Origin of the sequence: Acinetobacter sp. Tol 5 (assembly GCF_019702905.1) — a bacterium.
Classification (GTDB): domain Bacteria; phylum Pseudomonadota; class Gammaproteobacteria; order Pseudomonadales; family Moraxellaceae; genus Acinetobacter; species Acinetobacter bereziniae.
Map to the genome: position 1 here is coordinate 4,397,174 of NZ_AP024708.1, position 14,664 is coordinate 4,411,837.

19 protein-coding genes and 1 pseudogene are annotated in these 14,664 nt (G+C 33.8%); 9 read left to right on the top strand and 11 right to left on the bottom strand.

Annotated elements, in window-relative coordinates:
- Nucleotides 1-37 precede the first annotated feature (37 nt).
- Both TOL5_RS20370 and TOL5_RS20375 read right to left on the bottom strand, forming a co-directional pair.
- Nucleotides 38-325, bottom strand: coding sequence for a hypothetical protein (locus TOL5_RS20370; protein ID WP_221260627.1), 288 nt, complete (start codon nucleotides 323-325; stop codon nucleotides 38-40).
- Nucleotides 326-590: 265 nt separating this feature from the next.
- Nucleotides 591-797 carry a helix-turn-helix domain-containing protein gene (locus tag TOL5_RS20375; protein WP_168542752.1) on the bottom strand — a complete coding sequence of 69 codons (207 nt, stop codon included), beginning with the start codon at nucleotides 795-797 and terminating at the stop codon, nucleotides 591-593.
- A 96-nt stretch (nucleotides 798-893) separates the two neighbouring features.
- Between TOL5_RS20375 and TOL5_RS22565 the strand changes: the two genes are divergently transcribed.
- Complete coding sequence (locus TOL5_RS22565; protein WP_228740302.1) at nucleotides 894-1,205, top strand: hypothetical protein; 312 nt, start codon at nucleotides 894-896, stop codon at nucleotides 1,203-1,205.
- Nucleotides 1,206-1,703: 498 nt separating this feature from the next.
- Here the strand turns inward: TOL5_RS22565 and TOL5_RS20385 are convergent, their stop codons facing one another.
- Complete coding sequence (locus TOL5_RS20385; protein WP_178905429.1) at nucleotides 1,704-2,210, bottom strand: hypothetical protein; 507 nt, start codon at nucleotides 2,208-2,210, stop codon at nucleotides 1,704-1,706.
- Between the two features lie 252 nt (nucleotides 2,211-2,462).
- On the opposite strand from TOL5_RS20385, the gene TOL5_RS20390 reads away from it, so the two are divergent.
- The 3 genes from TOL5_RS20390 (at nucleotide 2,463) to TOL5_RS20400 (ending at nucleotide 3,908) form a co-directional block, all read left to right on the top strand.
- Entirely contained in the window at nucleotides 2,463-2,783 is a 321-nt protein-coding gene (locus TOL5_RS20390; protein ID WP_176538074.1) for a helix-turn-helix domain-containing protein, read from the top strand.
- 370 nt (nucleotides 2,784-3,153) lie between these two features.
- Nucleotides 3,154-3,477 carry a helix-turn-helix domain-containing protein gene (locus tag TOL5_RS20395; protein WP_221260618.1) on the top strand — a complete coding sequence of 108 codons (324 nt, stop codon included), beginning with the start codon at nucleotides 3,154-3,156 and terminating at the stop codon, nucleotides 3,475-3,477.
- Between the two features lie 41 nt (nucleotides 3,478-3,518).
- Nucleotides 3,519-3,908 carry a transposase family protein gene (locus tag TOL5_RS20400; RefSeq protein ID WP_079270576.1) on the top strand — a complete coding sequence of 130 codons (390 nt, stop codon included), beginning with the start codon at nucleotides 3,519-3,521 and terminating at the stop codon, nucleotides 3,906-3,908.
- Between the two features lie 12 nt (nucleotides 3,909-3,920).
- On the opposite strand, the gene TOL5_RS20405 is transcribed toward TOL5_RS20400, so the two are convergent.
- Complete coding sequence (locus tag TOL5_RS20405; protein ID WP_228740303.1) at nucleotides 3,921-4,469, bottom strand: Eco57I restriction-modification methylase domain-containing protein; 549 nt, start codon at nucleotides 4,467-4,469, stop codon at nucleotides 3,921-3,923.
- 192 nt (nucleotides 4,470-4,661) lie between these two features.
- On the opposite strand from TOL5_RS20405, the gene TOL5_RS20410 reads away from it, so the two are divergent.
- Both TOL5_RS20410 and TOL5_RS20415 read left to right on the top strand, forming a co-directional pair.
- Nucleotides 4,662-5,806 (top strand): IS3 family transposase gene (locus TOL5_RS20410; RefSeq protein ID WP_085944219.1). Its coding sequence is split into 2 segments (ribosomal slippage): nucleotides 4,662-4,926 and nucleotides 4,926-5,806, totalling 1,146 coding nucleotides; the frame shifts between segments, so codons are not numbered across the junction.
- Nucleotides 5,807-6,149: 343 nt separating this feature from the next.
- A pseudogene (locus TOL5_RS20415) lies at nucleotides 6,150-6,740 on the top strand (ATP-binding protein); the annotation flags it as partial.
- 37 nt (nucleotides 6,741-6,777) lie between these two features.
- On the opposite strand, the gene TOL5_RS20420 reads toward TOL5_RS20415, so the two are convergent.
- The 5 genes from TOL5_RS20420 to TOL5_RS22630 are packed head-to-tail and all read right to left on the bottom strand — an operon-like array spanning nucleotide 6,778 to nucleotide 9,526.
- On the bottom strand, nucleotides 6,778-7,644 hold the full coding sequence (locus TOL5_RS20420; protein WP_046759773.1) for a hypothetical protein: 867 nt from the start codon (nucleotides 7,642-7,644) through the stop codon (nucleotides 6,778-6,780).
- A gap of 9 nt (nucleotides 7,645-7,653) precedes the next feature.
- Nucleotides 7,654-8,472 (bottom strand): Tox-REase-5 domain-containing protein, encoded by an 819-nt coding sequence (locus tag TOL5_RS20425; RefSeq protein ID WP_121774405.1) that lies wholly within the window; start codon nucleotides 8,470-8,472, stop codon nucleotides 7,654-7,656.
- On the bottom strand, nucleotides 8,472-8,858 hold the full coding sequence (locus TOL5_RS20430; RefSeq protein WP_058968269.1) for a hypothetical protein: 387 nt from the start codon (nucleotides 8,856-8,858) through the stop codon (nucleotides 8,472-8,474). The genes TOL5_RS20425 and TOL5_RS20430 overlap by 1 nt, the downstream gene beginning before the upstream one ends.
- Nucleotides 8,851-9,315, bottom strand: coding sequence for a DUF4123 domain-containing protein (locus TOL5_RS20435; RefSeq protein ID WP_221260628.1), 465 nt, complete (start codon nucleotides 9,313-9,315; stop codon nucleotides 8,851-8,853). Before TOL5_RS20435 ends, TOL5_RS20430 begins: the two co-directional genes overlap by 8 nt.
- Before the next feature lie 4 nt (nucleotides 9,316-9,319).
- Nucleotides 9,320-9,526, bottom strand: a complete 207-nt coding sequence (locus TOL5_RS22630; protein ID WP_046759769.1) for a hypothetical protein — start codon at nucleotides 9,524-9,526, stop codon at nucleotides 9,320-9,322.
- Between the two features lie 72 nt (nucleotides 9,527-9,598).
- Between TOL5_RS22630 and TOL5_RS20445 the strand changes: the two genes are divergently transcribed.
- Both TOL5_RS20445 and TOL5_RS20450 read left to right on the top strand, forming a co-directional pair.
- Nucleotides 9,599-10,237, top strand: coding sequence for a hypothetical protein (locus TOL5_RS20445; RefSeq protein ID WP_046759768.1), 639 nt, complete (start codon nucleotides 9,599-9,601; stop codon nucleotides 10,235-10,237).
- Between the two features lie 125 nt (nucleotides 10,238-10,362).
- On the top strand, nucleotides 10,363-10,872 hold the full coding sequence (locus TOL5_RS20450; protein ID WP_046759778.1) for a GNAT family N-acetyltransferase: 510 nt from the start codon (nucleotides 10,363-10,365) through the stop codon (nucleotides 10,870-10,872).
- Between the two features lie 63 nt (nucleotides 10,873-10,935).
- On the opposite strand, the gene TOL5_RS20455 is transcribed toward TOL5_RS20450, so the two are convergent.
- Entirely contained in the window at nucleotides 10,936-11,706 is a 771-nt protein-coding gene (locus TOL5_RS20455) for a TorF family putative porin (protein ID WP_046759767.1), read from the bottom strand.
- 498 nt (nucleotides 11,707-12,204) lie between these two features.
- Nucleotides 12,205-12,975, bottom strand: a complete 771-nt coding sequence (locus tag TOL5_RS20460) for a TorF family putative porin (RefSeq protein ID WP_121775863.1) — start codon at nucleotides 12,973-12,975, stop codon at nucleotides 12,205-12,207.
- A 309-nt stretch (nucleotides 12,976-13,284) separates the two neighbouring features.
- On the opposite strand from TOL5_RS20460, the gene TOL5_RS20465 reads away from it, so the two are divergent.
- Complete coding sequence (locus tag TOL5_RS20465) at nucleotides 13,285-14,586, top strand: OprD family outer membrane porin (protein WP_058968262.1); 1,302 nt, start codon at nucleotides 13,285-13,287, stop codon at nucleotides 14,584-14,586.
- The last annotated feature ends 78 nt before the right edge of the window (nucleotides 14,587-14,664 follow it).

Here is a 14,664-nt window from a genome sequence, read left to right on the forward strand (position 1 = left end):
CTCTGAAAGAAAGTGAGTCATCCTTGGCTCAATCCCATTAAGATGCATTACCAATATATTTCTTTAGCCAGTCCGTTGTAGCCTTATCTTTAACATCATCTAATTTTCGCCAAGCCGCTTCTGGATTCAGCCTAGTTACTAACAGACCATCATCATGGTCCATGACTTGGCTCAAGTCATCCCGAATCTGTGCTGCCGTTGCAGAAACAATTAGCCAGCAAGATTTTAAAGGTCTTCGCCAAGTTCCATAAGCTTTAATTTTTTTATAAAGCTCTTCATAGTTACGTTGCTTACGCAGGTCATAATTGATCTGATATACTTTCATTTGTTCTTAACTCCTAATGTTTAGTCACGTTATCGGTTTTGAATTCGATGACAGGCGGCCACCTGTCACCACAAATTAAATACAGTAGGTAGACTATGCAACACCTGTTACATCAGGATAATGGGGCGTTTTTTACTCAATGTCAATTGTTTTTTTGCAGTAGAACACCTACTAAAATTAAAAACCCCTAAACAAATACTACCATTTTCATTGCAAAATATTGTTTTTAAACATAATTTTTATTAAAACCAAGCTAAATATATTTCTATTCAAAAAAATTAATGATTTGAATATCTAAAGCTTTTGATATTTCATAAAGCTTGAGCACAGTAATGTTAACCTCACCTCTCTCTATCCGCCCCATATAACTACGATCTAAACCACACATAAGGGCTAACTTTTCTTGAGAAAGGCCTTTTTCTTTTCTAGCCTTACGTATTTTTTGACCTAGTAAACTTGCTAATTCTGTCATTTGATTTAAATGCTCAAAAAACAGAACTATCATCATTTACGGATTAAACATCCACGGACTATAATCCTCTTTTTAATAAGTGAAAATTGTTCAGTTATGGCAAGAAATACTCATTTACCACTGTATGATGATTTTTTAGATTTATTCATAAATCACGAAGTCAATAATTGGCAAGCTAAAGATTTTTGGGAGAAAATGCTGACATCTAGACCAAACATGCCAAAAACTGCTAAAAGACGTATGTACTCAGGCCTAAAAATCCTTTTAAATTTTGAATATTTGGAAGTGAATCCCACTACATCTTCAAAAAAATCCTTTCGTTATAAAGAAACACCTAGACTGAATGATTTAAGAAATCATTATAAAAAACAGAAGCTTCAAGATATTTTTATGTCAAAAAAAAAGTGATTTATTGATAGAATTGGAGGAAAAAGAGAATAATATCGAATTCTTAAATACTTTATTATCTAATGATGCGACGCTAGAAAAATATTTCATTACCCATAAACATGAGATTGAGAAAAATATATAAAAAATAAATTCTAATATCAAATGGCTTTGTTGCATAAATATGTAAGCATCTGATTTAAATAAATTTAATTTTAGATCAAAAAATAATCAAAACTTTTAAAATCATATAGTTATGAAATCTTTGTGCAACAAAGCCATATCAAATTAATGGAAGATATATTAAGTTAGATAAAAAATTGATCATAAAATCGTCATTTCAATAAAAATAAAAAATGAAGTGACATTACAATAAACGCATAACTATTATTTACACCCTCCACCCTCCAGATCAGCCTAATCTCTTGTGGGTTGCTGACTTCACATATATTCAAACCAATTCTGGTTGGGTTTATGCAGCAGTGAATCACACAATTTATAACTTGTAGTTCTCCCTCTTTAGAATGATTCAAGTTGATCATTTTCAATATCATTGAAAATATTCACTATAAAACTATTCTTGTCTTCTAATTCCTTTAACTCTTTAGATATAACATTTTCATATTTGTCAAAAAAACTTTGTAGATCTGGGTTTTTAGTAATGATATTTTCAATGAAAACTTTCTCGGTTTTACGTCGTTCGAGTACATTTTCCAAACTCTTTTTTTCCTCAATTAATGCATCTTTGACCTTTTTTACTTTCTCAACATTTCGATAGGATTTTAAATAAGAGGTTTCGCTGTATCTAAAAATATTACGGTTATCCTCGTCTCTCACTGTTAAAAGAAAATTGCATTTTACTAGTATATTTAATCCTCTATAAATACTTTGCTTTTCAGAGGGTTTAACAAATTGTCTATCATTAAAAATAGCCTTTATAAAGTCATTCGCTCGCCATTCGATGATTTCATGATTCAGTAAAATGTGAAAAAAATCACTATAAAAAGGTAGAGTATATTTTGACATGGATAAGCACAATTAAAGCAAAAGAGAGTTGATGACCTTAGTGTTGAACTGTATATAGAATCATAACTGTAACAATTGGTAGAGGATCAAAAATAGGCGCTTGAGATCAATGCAGATCTGGCAAGCTTGTTCAAAAGTTACCATCGAGCAATGCAAGGTAGACTTCTTGATTTCACAATACTAAGGAATCCTTAGTAATAACTCAAGTTGAAACTAAGAAAATCTTAGTTTTAAGGTGGGTGCTTATGTTTAATGCCAACACATAATTTAAATGTTTTTGCCTTACGTCTTCGTATAGCGCGCAAAGCAAAAAAACTTTCACAAGAGCGCTTAGGGATCTTGGCTGGAATTGATGAATCTTCTGCTAGTGCACGTATGAATCAGTATGAACGTGGAAAACATGTTCCTGATTTTTTAATGGCTTCCAAGATTGCAGAAATTTTAGATTTACCAACAGCATATTTTTATGTAGAAAACGATTTATTGGCAGAAATAATACAAGTTAGTCATACTTTAAGTAATGAGCAGAGGTTAGAAGTTCTACGATTTATTAAAGACTTACAAAAGTTTTGAATCTTATATCTTTCTTCTTGGATAAGACGAGTATAGTTCATGATCTAACTTTGACTTCGGTCTGGCGGAGGCAAAATGCTAGCTCATCTTGCCTGCTTCCTACGATTTAATCTCTGTTGTACTTTATTTTTAGATTTAAGTAATCAAAAAAGCAGAATAATATTACTTTAATTTGTTAGCTAAATGGATAACTTCATATATTAGACTTCCGTCATAAATCAAAAAACGTACAATTTATTTGATCTTAAATTAATCAGCAAAATTATTTAATTCAAGAGATAATCCTTGGATGAAATTCAAAGATATTCAAAAATTATCAGACGTTAAGTTTCGTAGGCTTACCGGTGTTAGTTGGACTACATTTAACCTCATGTTGGCCGAGCTAAATAAGCATTTACCTCGTCATATTGGTAAAGGACGACCGCATAAATTACCGTTGGAAGATCGTTTGCTCTTATGTATAGAATATTGGAGAGAATATCGAACATTTTTCCATCTTGGTATGAGTTACGGTGTATCTGAAACGAGTGCAATTCGTATCACACGTGTTATTGAAGATACCTTAATCCGTTCTGGAAAATTTAACTTGTCAAAACAACTTCCTAATCGAGATGAAGTGGATTGGGAAGTTGTTGTGATTGATGCAACTGAAATATTAGTTCAACGTCCAAAAAAAACAGAAGAAATGGTATAGCGGTAAAAAAAAAGCGACATACCTTTAAATTTCAGCTATCTATGCACTATACAACAGGTGAAATACTGAGTGTATGTGGAAGTCATGGAAGCATGCATGATTTTAAAATATTTAAAAAAAGTATGAGGAAATTAAAATTTAAGCCCTTTTTTATCGTTGATAAGGGGTATTTAGGGATAAAAAAATTGGGTTTTGGATGCCTCATGCCATCTAAAGCAAAGAAAACTGAAAAATTAGATTCTGAATTAAAAAAGTTAAATAGAGAGATTGGTCGTAGACGAATTCAAGTAGAGCATGTATTTGGAAGGATGAAATGTTTTAAGATTTTATCTTGTGTATATAGAAATCGTCGTAAAAGATTAAACCTGCGGTTTAATTTACTTGCTGGCATATACAATTTAGATTGGGTGAAAGATAAACAATTAAATTGATTGAAAAATGATTTATGAAGGAAGTCTATTGATTATTTCTGATGGAATAACCATTCCTAACCGCCCACCATCTTTGAGTAAGGAAAGTGAAGCTAGAATAAAAGGCACCCAGGCATTAGTATGTTTAGTAAATTTTAAACCTAATGTTTTAAATACGGTTTCTGTCTCAGCTTGAAAGCTTTTTTCCAAGAATTGATATCGTATAAAAGGAGGATTTCCTACGACTCCGTCAAAAATCGTTTTATTCTCTGCAAGCTGCTTATTTGCCCATACTAAAAAGTCACCCTCAGTCACATTACAGTTAGCATATCCTAATTTTTTGGCTAAGCTTTGAGCCTTTTCCACTTCAGTATCCAGAAGCTCAAAACAGGACATTTGAAGACTATTTACCGCATTATTATTCGCAATTGCTTGTATAAAAACACCATCACCGCAGCTTGGTTCTAATACACTTTGGGGATTAATTGAAAGAACCCATTTAGCCACATAATCTGCTAAATGTTGAGGTGTGTAGTAACCACCTCTTAATTTTTGCGTTGTCTGGTCTGCTTTAAACTTCATCGTCTGCCTTTAAAAAACTTTTTAATAACTCAACTTTTTTCTCGCTGATATGTGATTCTGCGCGGAGAATAAACCATTCTTTCAGCGTTTGCTGTTCCATTGCTAAAACTGCATAGAGAGGTGGATCAGGAAATTTGAACAACACTTATAAGTGATATTTTGCTCCCCAAATGATGTTATAAACATCAATATATGGAGTATTTTATGGCACGTAGACCAAGAAGAAATCATTCAAATGATTTTAAAGCTAAGGTAGCACTTGCTGCGATTAAAGCAGAAAAAACACTTGCTGAATTGAGTGCTGAATTTGATGTTCATCAAAACCAAATTATCGACTGGAAAAATCAACTGATTTCAGCTTCCTCGCAAGCTTTCGATCAATCAAAAGCTCCAACAGAACCACCCATCGATCTAAAAAAACTACATGCAAAAATCGGTGAGCAGGCATTAGAAATTGATTTTTTAGAAGGTGTGTTGAAGAAACTGGGCCGCTTCAACCACAAAAGTTAATCGATGACTCACTTCAGATTTCAGTATCTAAGCAAGCTCAGCTGCTGAAAGTCTCCCGTGGTTGTTATTACTATCGCCCAAAACCTGTGAGTGCATCAGATCTGAAGCTGATGCGGTGTATGGATGAGTTACATATGCAATACCCTTTTGCAGGTAGCCGTATGATGCGTGATTTGTTGAATCGTCAAGGACATCATATAGGACGACGTCATACACGTACTTTAATGAAGAAAATGGGCATTAATGCGTTATATTGCAAACCAAATTTAAGCCAGGCTAATCAAGCTCACCGCAAATATCCATATCTGCTCAAAGGATTGGCTATTCAGCGCAGTAATCAAGTGTGGTCTACGGATATAACGTATATCCCTATGGCAAAAGGCTTTGTTTATTTATGTGCTGTGATTGATTGGCATAGCCGCAAGGTACTTGCGCATAGAGTATCGATTAGTATGGAGGTTACATTTTGCATAGAAACATTAAATGAAGCTATTGAAAAATATGGTCGACCTGAAATATTTAATACAGACCAAGGCAGTCAGTTTACCAGTGATGCATTTATTGATGTATTGAAATCAAATGACATCCAAATCAGCATGGATGGTAAAGGTCGATGGGTTGATAATGTGATGGTTGAACGATTATGGCGGAGCGTTAAATATGAAGAGGTGTATCTCAAAGCCTACAGCAATGTTTTGGATGCGAAGAAGCAATTAAACGCATATTTTGAATTTTATAATTTGAAACGACCTCATTCGAGTCTGGACAAAATGACTCCAGATGAGTTTTACTATGACCAGCTACCACAACAAAATAAGGTAGCTTAACTAGAGCAGAGTATCACTTATAAATAAGCTTTTAGTTGTTCAAACATGTGGGACCACCTCTTAGAGTCTATTTTTTAATTTGGGATCAATCTCTAAAACAATTCTTCCTGAATCACCTTTTGCCATACTTCATCCTGCCAAAGCACATATGTAATATTAATAACTTATATTACATATGTCTTATTTAATTTAAAAGTTAATTGGGAGGAAATTTCAAGAAATTATATTTTATGCAGTAGCTTCACAATATTTATCTTGAAAGTTTTGGAAATTCTATGAAGTTCGAAGAGATTTCTTATGAAAACTTATTTGATCTTTTTGATTACATAATTATCAATTTAGGGAAATACCCGAGTTTGATAAGAAAGTCTTAGAAGTTTTAAGGCAACCCCTTGAGTCTAAAGAAATCATCATTTCAAGAGCATCAAGACAAATTACCTTTCCAGCAAATTTTCAACTCATCGCAGCAATGAATCCATGTCCTTGTGGTTATGCTTTTAATCAAGATAGCCGTTGCCAGTGCTCAGCTGAATCAATCAAACGTTATCAAAGTCGAATCTCAGGTCCTTTATTGGATCGTATTGATCTACATATCGATGTACCACCCTTAAAAGCTCAAGAATTACAAGATACAACTCCTGTTGAAGATTCAGCAACAGTGCGAGAACGCGTACTTCAAGCTTTTCATTTTCAAATTCAACGCCAAGGCGGATTAAATCACGCTTTATCTCCAAAACAGTTGGAAAAATATGTAGTTTTGGATGAAACATCCCAAAAGATGATTGAGATGGCACAACAACGTTTAAATTTATCTGCACGGGCATATCACCGTATTTTACGTGTTTCAAGGACCATTGCAGATTTAGCACAAAGTGAACAAATTCAAAGTACACATTTGACAGAAGCTTTGTCTTATCGGGGAACGCACAATTAATATAAACTGAATATTTATTCAATTAATAAACATCAATTTAATTTTTGATAATTGTTCTGTATGGCAATACTCCCAATTCATTTAATTTAATCTCTAATAAATTAGCTTTATAAATATGCTCTGAATTATATGAAGAAAAATATTCATGGTCATCAAGTGTAGAAATTAAAGTGTAACCTCGCATAAAGTTTTCCACTTTACTAGCTTGAGGAATATCTCGCTTTGTAAAATTTCCTTTTACAACACACTTCCACACACATTGTAAACGATGGGGATAAACTTGATATGTATCTTCATAATAATTTTCACGTTCATTAGGTGACTGTCTACTTGAAAAATCATTATCAAACAGGCTAACAAACTGAAAGTTAAACTTATGCTTTCTACAATTCTCAGTCATACTTTTCATTATTATTTCGATTGTCTCTATAGACATATGAGGTTGAATACTTTGATATTCTTCAACATAACAAAAAGACAAATTATCATATGAGTTTAAAAAATTATCATCACTAAAATAATGATCATATTTTAAAATACACTGTTTAACCTCTTCCAAATTACGAATACTATAATCCATTGTCATGGGAATTGAAAATCCATAGTCAATATCATTTTCCTTGTGGTACTTTTGCAAAAAGCTATTTAAAACATCATTATTTTTTTCCAAAAAAATAGGTATATTCTCTCTTGAACTATAGAGATACCATTCACTTGATGAAAAATAGTCACTTTTTCTGGCAAGTAATTCCAAAAAATCAATAAAATAATCTTGCAAATTATTAGGTTTAAATTCTCTTTTTGTTAGATTATGATCAGTGAATAACTGAATATAATACTTATGAAATGGAGATATGAAATCTACAATAGGTTGAGAAATAAATTTCGGTTTTGTTTCCATCATTAATATATCCTACGTTCCATATCCTCGTTTAACATTTTCATCAAATTCTTTCTTTCGTTGATTATCTAATTTATCAAGTTTTTCTTTATTTAAAAATTCCGTATGTTTCACTTTTAATCCTGATTTCATAAGGTTGTTTATTGTGTTGTCACTTACAACGATTTTCTTCGTATTCAATTCAGAGAAATGCCACTCTAACTCAACTTTTTTTTGCTTGGCATTAGTAGTTTTCCAAGATGGTTGAACAGCTTTAAGCTGTTTATTCATTTGCCTAGCCCACTTTTCCAATTGCTCTGTACTATTGAACCAAAGATATTTAAACATATGTTCATATCGATCTTTAGCTTCAACAACCACACACTTATTTGGCCACATACCATCAAAGTCATTCACTGAACTATAAGCCCATTCTGTTACTTTATAGGATTTCCCTGATTCCGCTATACCTAAATTAGAGAAAACTAATGGGGCAGAATACAGATTTGCAATATAAAGTTGATATTGAATACCATTATCATTTCTAGATTGGATACTTGGTTTGCCATGACACAAATGAGATGCTGGGCATTTACAATCTTTTTTTCGATCATTGTTACCACCGCCATAACCCACTTGTTCAACAGGTATTGCGCCAGGTTTATCAAGAGTCATTCCATTTCTTGCGTCTTTTTCTAATTGTGATTCCGAAGTAATAGGAAGAGGATCATCTAATCGAATAGGTACACCAGTTATAGGATCAATACCTAGTGTTGGTCTAGGAGTAACACGAGGGACTGTTCTGGTTGAACCACCTAAAGCACCCCCAAACCAAGGAGCAACTATTGCCATCAGTCAACTCCTAGAACTTGTTTATTAAACAAGTTCTTCATACGCACAACCCAATCAGCTAATGCCGATTGATCTTGGATTCCTATCTTGATCGTTTCAGATTTTCCTATAGCTTCTCTAAGCTCAGGATTTTGCATAGGCGTTTCATTGCGATTAACCGCATATAATGCGTATCGTATTAAAAGCTCATCATCATCTAAAAAATCATATTCATTAGCATCTGCTATTACTTGATCAAGTAAAGTAGACAAATCTTTATTATTTTCAAGATTAGGTTTTAATAACGGAAATTTAAGGTTAGCAAGATCGAGTAAGACTCGATATAACCACCGCTTATCATCCTCATCATCCATATATCGTTCTTGAAAACTATCAACTTCAAACATTATTTATATGCTCCTCAATATAATAATTTTTGTTGATGTCATCCCATCCACGTATGAAGAAAATATCTTTCCAAAAATTTTGCTTCTGCTTCAGCTTCAGCATGTTATTGAAATTCCGAAACGCTCTAGGGTCGTATAATCTGATAATGCCAGTACGCCCATCAGGTGTTTTAAATTCCATATAATTTTGGAGGCGTTGAGATAATCTACTTAATGAAAGTGAACTCTGTAAAAATAAAATTGACTCGCGTTTATTATCTAAAAATTCCGAAATAAATATTTCATCATGTTTATCCACTTGACATAAAATTGGACTTATATCTTTTAAATAATATTCAGAAAGTGTAGAAAATAAACTGTCAGAATTTTGAAAAACACTTTGATTATGTTGATATAAAATTAGTAGTTTTTCATTTTCTGTGTGATGTATTAGATCAATAATATAATAATTTTTCATCTATTCATCTCAGCATATAACTTGAGCCTGAAACAGCAGCAGCTCTTAAACAATCTTCACAAATAGGTTCTATCGGATTGAAATTTGGCAAAACTACTTTCACCTTTTCACCAGACTTAAACAAGTGTTGACCTGCTTTCGATTCAAACTTTGATGGAGTAATAAATGTAATTCCATTTTTATTAATTATTATTTGTGAGCCACCAGCCATATATTGCTCCTTGTAAAATTTTATAACAGACCTTAATATTAATTTAATCTAATAATACTTTTAAGAAATAATATGACTTTTTTACTCTCAATTCAACTAAAAGATAGTATAATTATTGCCGCTGACAAAAGATCAGTAAAAATTCAAGCATGTGGAGAATTTTTATTTAATCACGATCAAACGAATAAACTTCATTTGTGGAAAAATGGAGTGATTACTGGAACAGGTGAATTAGCTGTCATTCAATGGGCTATTTCTTTTTTAGATGAACTCGCAAACAATAATATTGATCAATTAGCAAATTGTTTGACATTATCACGTTTAATTAGAAAGTTTGAATTTGAACATCCACAAATAAATCAAACCAAGCTGATTTATTCAGAATATACAGAATATGGGGCACAGCTATATGCGATCGAACTCAATAATCGTGATGATTATTTTGTTAGGAAGCTCGAAGAAAATGAAATTACTATATGGATGTATAATCCTGATATTACAGACATAATTGCTAAAGTAAAGAATTTATATGATGATTTAAAACCTTTAAATGAATTCGATGATATTTTAGATGGATTAAATTTCTATTTCACACATATTTCAAAAATTTTCGCCTTACAATCCAAACAAGATGAAATGATGAGTTCAGATTTTGATATATATTTTCAAACACATAAAAACTACTATATTGGAACTTTCAAAAACAAATAAACATCCAACTATTTACCAGTATAAATGGTAACGTTCAATGAAAAATTCTAAGAATGGATTATTATTACATTAATAGTATGATTGTAATCATATAATCCCATCTACAGCTCGTGAAAATCAATAAAATGCTTAACTTAACTTTACGCAACGAACAAGCAGATGATATTGAAAGTATTTTCAATATCACACAACAAGCTTTTGAACATGCAGCACATACAGATCACACCGAACACTTCATCGTGAATGCACTCAGGGAAGCAAATCAATTAAGTATTTCGATTGTTGCTGAATTTGAAGGCAAGATCATCGGGCATGTTGCGATTTCACCTGTGGTGATTTCCTCTGGCGAGCCAAACTGGTATGGCTTAGGTCCAGTTTCTGTTGTTCCAGCGTACCAACAACAAGGCGTGGGTAAGGCGTTAATACAACAGTCCTTACAACAACTCAAACAACTTGGCGCTGCGGGATGTGTAGTCCTTGGCGATCCTGCTTACTACTCAAAATTTGGCTTTAAACCTTATGCCCATTTGATCCTTGAAGGTGTCCCTGCTGAATACTTTCAAGCCCTTACCTTTACCCAAGATATTCCACAGGGGAAAGTCAACTATCATGCTGCATTTGGAGCAACAGCTTAACTTGGCTAACTGGATACAAAAAAGGTGACTTAATAAAGTCACCTTTTTTCATTTTAATCGTACTTAGAATGCTTTGGTTAGCGTAAACACAGCACCTGTTTCAACAGCACGTTTCCCTGAATTAGTAAAACCATCCGTATCAATATTCGTCCCTACAGCAGCAAGTTCCGCAGTAACACCGGGAATTGATTTAACACTGTAGTTAACCCCAACTTTCCAGTCTACATAGTTGTCTTTACCGTCTGGTAATGCTTTTTCATCCATTGTGGTATAACCCACATTGGCAACACCACCAAAACCAGTATCGCCGAATGGTGCAGAATAACCTAGGTTAAAATTCCAGCTATTTCCACCGACCGCAGCCCAGTCATTGGTATAGTTCACGTTTGTTAATAAGCTTCCACCTTTCACAAACACATCTGCAAATATTAATTTTGCGTAAAATTCAGTCCAGTTAAAGCCACTGCTTGCACTTGGGTAATTATATTCAACCACACCAACATCTAAAGTTGGCTTAAACGTTGGTGAAAGTTCGAGTGGTGTTGTAAAACCGATCGATGGGTCTAATTCTAAATGAGGATCTGACTCCCCAAAGTTCACATTGGACCCCCATAGACCAACATATAGACCTGAAGTATGCGATAAAGTGAAACCTGCTTGCACGGCTGGATCACTCGCTGTTTGTGTCATACCACGAAAACGATAGTCATTCGTTACGGCAGCACTTCCTGAGAAACTTAAACCTAATTTTGACAGTGCGTTATCTTCCGCCATTGCCATAGTTGCTGTAGACGATAAAACTGCCAATGCTAGTGCTTTAGTTGAGAATTTCATCTTGAGTGCTCCCCCATCATACGATGTTTATTTGTTATGCTAAAATTTGATGAACTCCCTAAGCATTTAGCAATTGCCATGCCAAGAATATTTTTTAATTTTTTATAATTTTGATTAAAACACCCCAAACTATTGATCATAAATAAAATTATTAATTTTTTTTGTTGGATAAAATTTCTTTTTCTGAGTTGTGTACGGATCATTAGATCATTGAACACGAAATGACGATGCTTCATATTTACCTACTTTCAGCATGATTTTGACTGCTGATGAGTATGTAAAACCGTCGCATAAATTTTCTATCATTGATGTGATTCGTGACATAAAAATCTCATAAATATTTTTCAAAGCTTAAATGTCACAACACTGCAACAAAATGTACTATTTTTGATCAAAAAACAGATTTTAACTTAAAAATGCTTAAAAAAAGTGCATGCCCAATCTTAGGTCATGCACTGTGTTAAATTTTTGAGCATAAAAATGGGGCTTGGGTATCAGCTAAAAATTGTAGATCAAGCCAAGTACCATGTGATCATCATAATCTTCTCCAATACGACTCTTGCCACCTACGACGTAATCAAAAGATGCCAACAGCCCAGTATTTGCAATTGACTTACTGACACCTATACGCGCTTCATTGAAGGTAAAATTCTTTTTCGATTGCACAATCTGATTATCGTGCTGAGTATTGTAGAAAGAGCCGCCAAAAGATGTATTGAACACAAATTCATGCGCTAATGGATAACTATAAGCGGCACTTAAGTAGACATCACCCGCATTGGCATAAGATGAATCAGCGAGCATTACTGCCGCACCCACTGTTAAATTCTTATAAACAATCTCAGCTAAAATGTCTAAATCATCAGTTTTACGATGATCCCCCTGCTCAGCGTAAACCGTTCCACCATGATGGTACACATAGGCTGTGGTTTTAAAGTTGTAGCGCCAATTTTGATCAATTTCCTGTCCATATGACACATAGAAATTATGTTCAAAGCCATGATCTTGTCTGTCATCTGATGGATCATAGCCTAAAGTCGAACCCCAATAGCCTAATGTTATGCCACTTTGATGCGCATAGGCTAAACCGCCTTGCATTGCAAGATCTTGATTTTCTTCACCACCGCGATAGATATACTTAGATACCACCCCTATATTTCCAGAAAATATACTATTTTCAGCAGAATGATCTGTCTGATCGGCAAATACAGAACACGATACAACACAGATAGGCAAAGCCCATAAAATTTGGGAAAAAATTGAATTCATGAAATTAAATAAGTAAGAGGAAAAATTTGCTGAAATTTTACTGTTTTTTTGAATTTTTGGTAAAAATAGTGGCTACAGAACAACCAAATCCATTAAAATAATGGAAATTTCAAACAATTTAATCATATTTAAGCAACTTTAGAATTTTTTTTCATAAAGAAATAAATTAATATTGAGTAGAAAATTACAAAAATGTAATATTTTTAATCAAAGGTCATTCCCTTTTTATAGATTAAATATACAATTCATCCATTATCTGCTCTGAATTCAATCAGTCAGTACCATTTATTCTCGTTCACGAGGCAATTCATGTTGAATGCTCCAAAACTTACTTTAGCTATATTAATTAATGCTGCTTTAATTACACCTACATTTGCTAGCGAACAAAGTGATGCAAAAGGTTTCGTTGAAGATGCCAAAGGTTCTGTATTGTTTCGTACTGGTTACATCCTTCGCGATAAAAAACATGGCATCGAAGACCAAAGTTCATTTGCACAAACTGCAATTGTTGACTTAGATTCAGGTTTCACACAAGGCGTTGTTGGTTTTGGTGTGGGTGTTGTGGGTGACGGTTCTTTTAAAATTGGTGACAACCAACATTCAGGCAACAACATGATCCCTCGTGATGATCAAGGTAATCCTTACCATCACTGGGCTCGTGGTGGTGCAAACGTGAAAGCACGTTTCTCAAACACCACTGTGCGTTATGGTACTCAAGTTTTAGATTTACCTGTATTGGCAAGTAATACCACACGTCTTGTTCCTGAATACTTTACAGGGACTTTATTGACCAGCCGTGAAATTAAGAACTTAGAACTTGTTGCTGGTAAATTTACCAAAGACCAAATGTCTGATCATATCAATACAGACAGTAATCATCTGGATGATGCTATTGTTTGGGGTGCTAAGTACAAGTTTGATGACCAACTCAGTGCATCTTATTATGGTTTAGACTCTAAAAATGCTTTAGAGCGTCATTATATCAATGCAAATTATAAATATCCTCTAGCAAATCAAAGCTCTTTGACGTTTGACTTCAGTGGTTATCACACTAAGTTTGATAAAAATGCCAATACTTACTCGGCAACGGGTCCAGTTGATGCTGACTATGCAGAAACAGGTAAAGCAGGCGTAGAAAAGACCAATAATATTTGGGCGTTGTCTTCAACCTATAATCAAGGTCCACACAGTGTGATGTTAGCTTACCAACAAAACACGGGTGATGTTGGTTATGACTATGGTCAAAATGCCGATGGTTTCCAAAGTATTTATTTACCAAACTCGTACTTGTCTGACTTTATTGGTAACCATGAAAAATCTGCTCAAGTTCAATATAACTTAGACTTTGGTGGTTATGGTGTTCCTGGATTAAACTGGACGACTGCATTTGTTTATGGTTGGGATATTAAAGTTCGCAATGTGACCGACAATGCTCAAGAACGCGAATTCTTCAACCAAGTGAAATACACTATGCAAAGCGGTTTTGCAAAAGATGCAAGCTTACGTGTTCGCCACTCTTACTACCGTGCAAGCGACGCGTATAACCCTGTTTATATCGGTGATACCAACGAATGGCGTATTTTCCTTGATATTCCTGTGAAATTTTTCTAATTTAAAATAGAAAAACGACCAAAAAAAACCTGCATTTAATCATGCAGGTTTTTTATTGGTTTGAACATTATTTAATCT

What these genes read in the sequence shown, in the direction of transcription:
- TOL5_RS20370 (WP_221260627.1), bottom strand. Translation starts at nt 325, where the DNA reads ATGAAAGTATATCAGATCAATTATGACCTGCGTAAGCAACGTAACTAT.
- TOL5_RS20375 (WP_168542752.1), bottom strand. Translation starts at nt 797, where the DNA reads ATGACAGAATTAGCAAGTTTACTAGGTCAAAAAATACGTAAGGCTAGA.
- TOL5_RS22565 (WP_228740302.1), top strand. Translation starts at nt 894, where the DNA reads ATGGCAAGAAATACTCATTTACCACTGTATGATGATTTTTTAGATTTA.
- TOL5_RS20385 (WP_178905429.1), bottom strand. Translation starts at nt 2,210, where the DNA reads ATGTCAAAATATACTCTACCTTTTTATAGTGATTTTTTTCACATTTTA.
- TOL5_RS20390 (WP_176538074.1), top strand. Translation starts at nt 2,463, where the DNA reads ATGCCAACACATAATTTAAATGTTTTTGCCTTACGTCTTCGTATAGCG.
- TOL5_RS20395 (WP_221260618.1), top strand. Translation starts at nt 3,154, where the DNA reads ATGTTGGCCGAGCTAAATAAGCATTTACCTCGTCATATTGGTAAAGGA.
- TOL5_RS20400 (WP_079270576.1), top strand. Translation starts at nt 3,519, where the DNA reads ATGCACTATACAACAGGTGAAATACTGAGTGTATGTGGAAGTCATGGA.
- TOL5_RS20405 (WP_228740303.1), bottom strand. Translation starts at nt 4,469, where the DNA reads ATGAAGTTTAAAGCAGACCAGACAACGCAAAAATTAAGAGGTGGTTAC.
- TOL5_RS20420 (WP_046759773.1), bottom strand. Translation starts at nt 7,644, where the DNA reads ATGATGGAAACAAAACCGAAATTTATTTCTCAACCTATTGTAGATTTC.
- TOL5_RS20425 (WP_121774405.1), bottom strand. Translation starts at nt 8,472, where the DNA reads ATGGCAATAGTTGCTCCTTGGTTTGGGGGTGCTTTAGGTGGTTCAACC.
- TOL5_RS20430 (WP_058968269.1), bottom strand. Translation starts at nt 8,858, where the DNA reads ATGTTTGAAGTTGATAGTTTTCAAGAACGATATATGGATGATGAGGAT.
- TOL5_RS20435 (WP_221260628.1), bottom strand. Translation starts at nt 9,315, where the DNA reads ATGAAAAATTATTATATTATTGATCTAATACATCACACAGAAAATGAA.
- TOL5_RS22630 (WP_046759769.1), bottom strand. Translation starts at nt 9,526, where the DNA reads ATGGCTGGTGGCTCACAAATAATAATTAATAAAAATGGAATTACATTT.
- TOL5_RS20445 (WP_046759768.1), top strand. Translation starts at nt 9,599, where the DNA reads ATGACTTTTTTACTCTCAATTCAACTAAAAGATAGTATAATTATTGCC.
- TOL5_RS20450 (WP_046759778.1), top strand. Translation starts at nt 10,363, where the DNA reads ATGCTTAACTTAACTTTACGCAACGAACAAGCAGATGATATTGAAAGT.
- TOL5_RS20455 (WP_046759767.1), bottom strand. Translation starts at nt 11,706, where the DNA reads ATGAAATTCTCAACTAAAGCACTAGCATTGGCAGTTTTATCGTCTACA.
- TOL5_RS20460 (WP_121775863.1), bottom strand. Translation starts at nt 12,975, where the DNA reads ATGAATTCAATTTTTTCCCAAATTTTATGGGCTTTGCCTATCTGTGTT.
- TOL5_RS20465 (WP_058968262.1), top strand. Translation starts at nt 13,285, where the DNA reads ATGTTGAATGCTCCAAAACTTACTTTAGCTATATTAATTAATGCTGCT.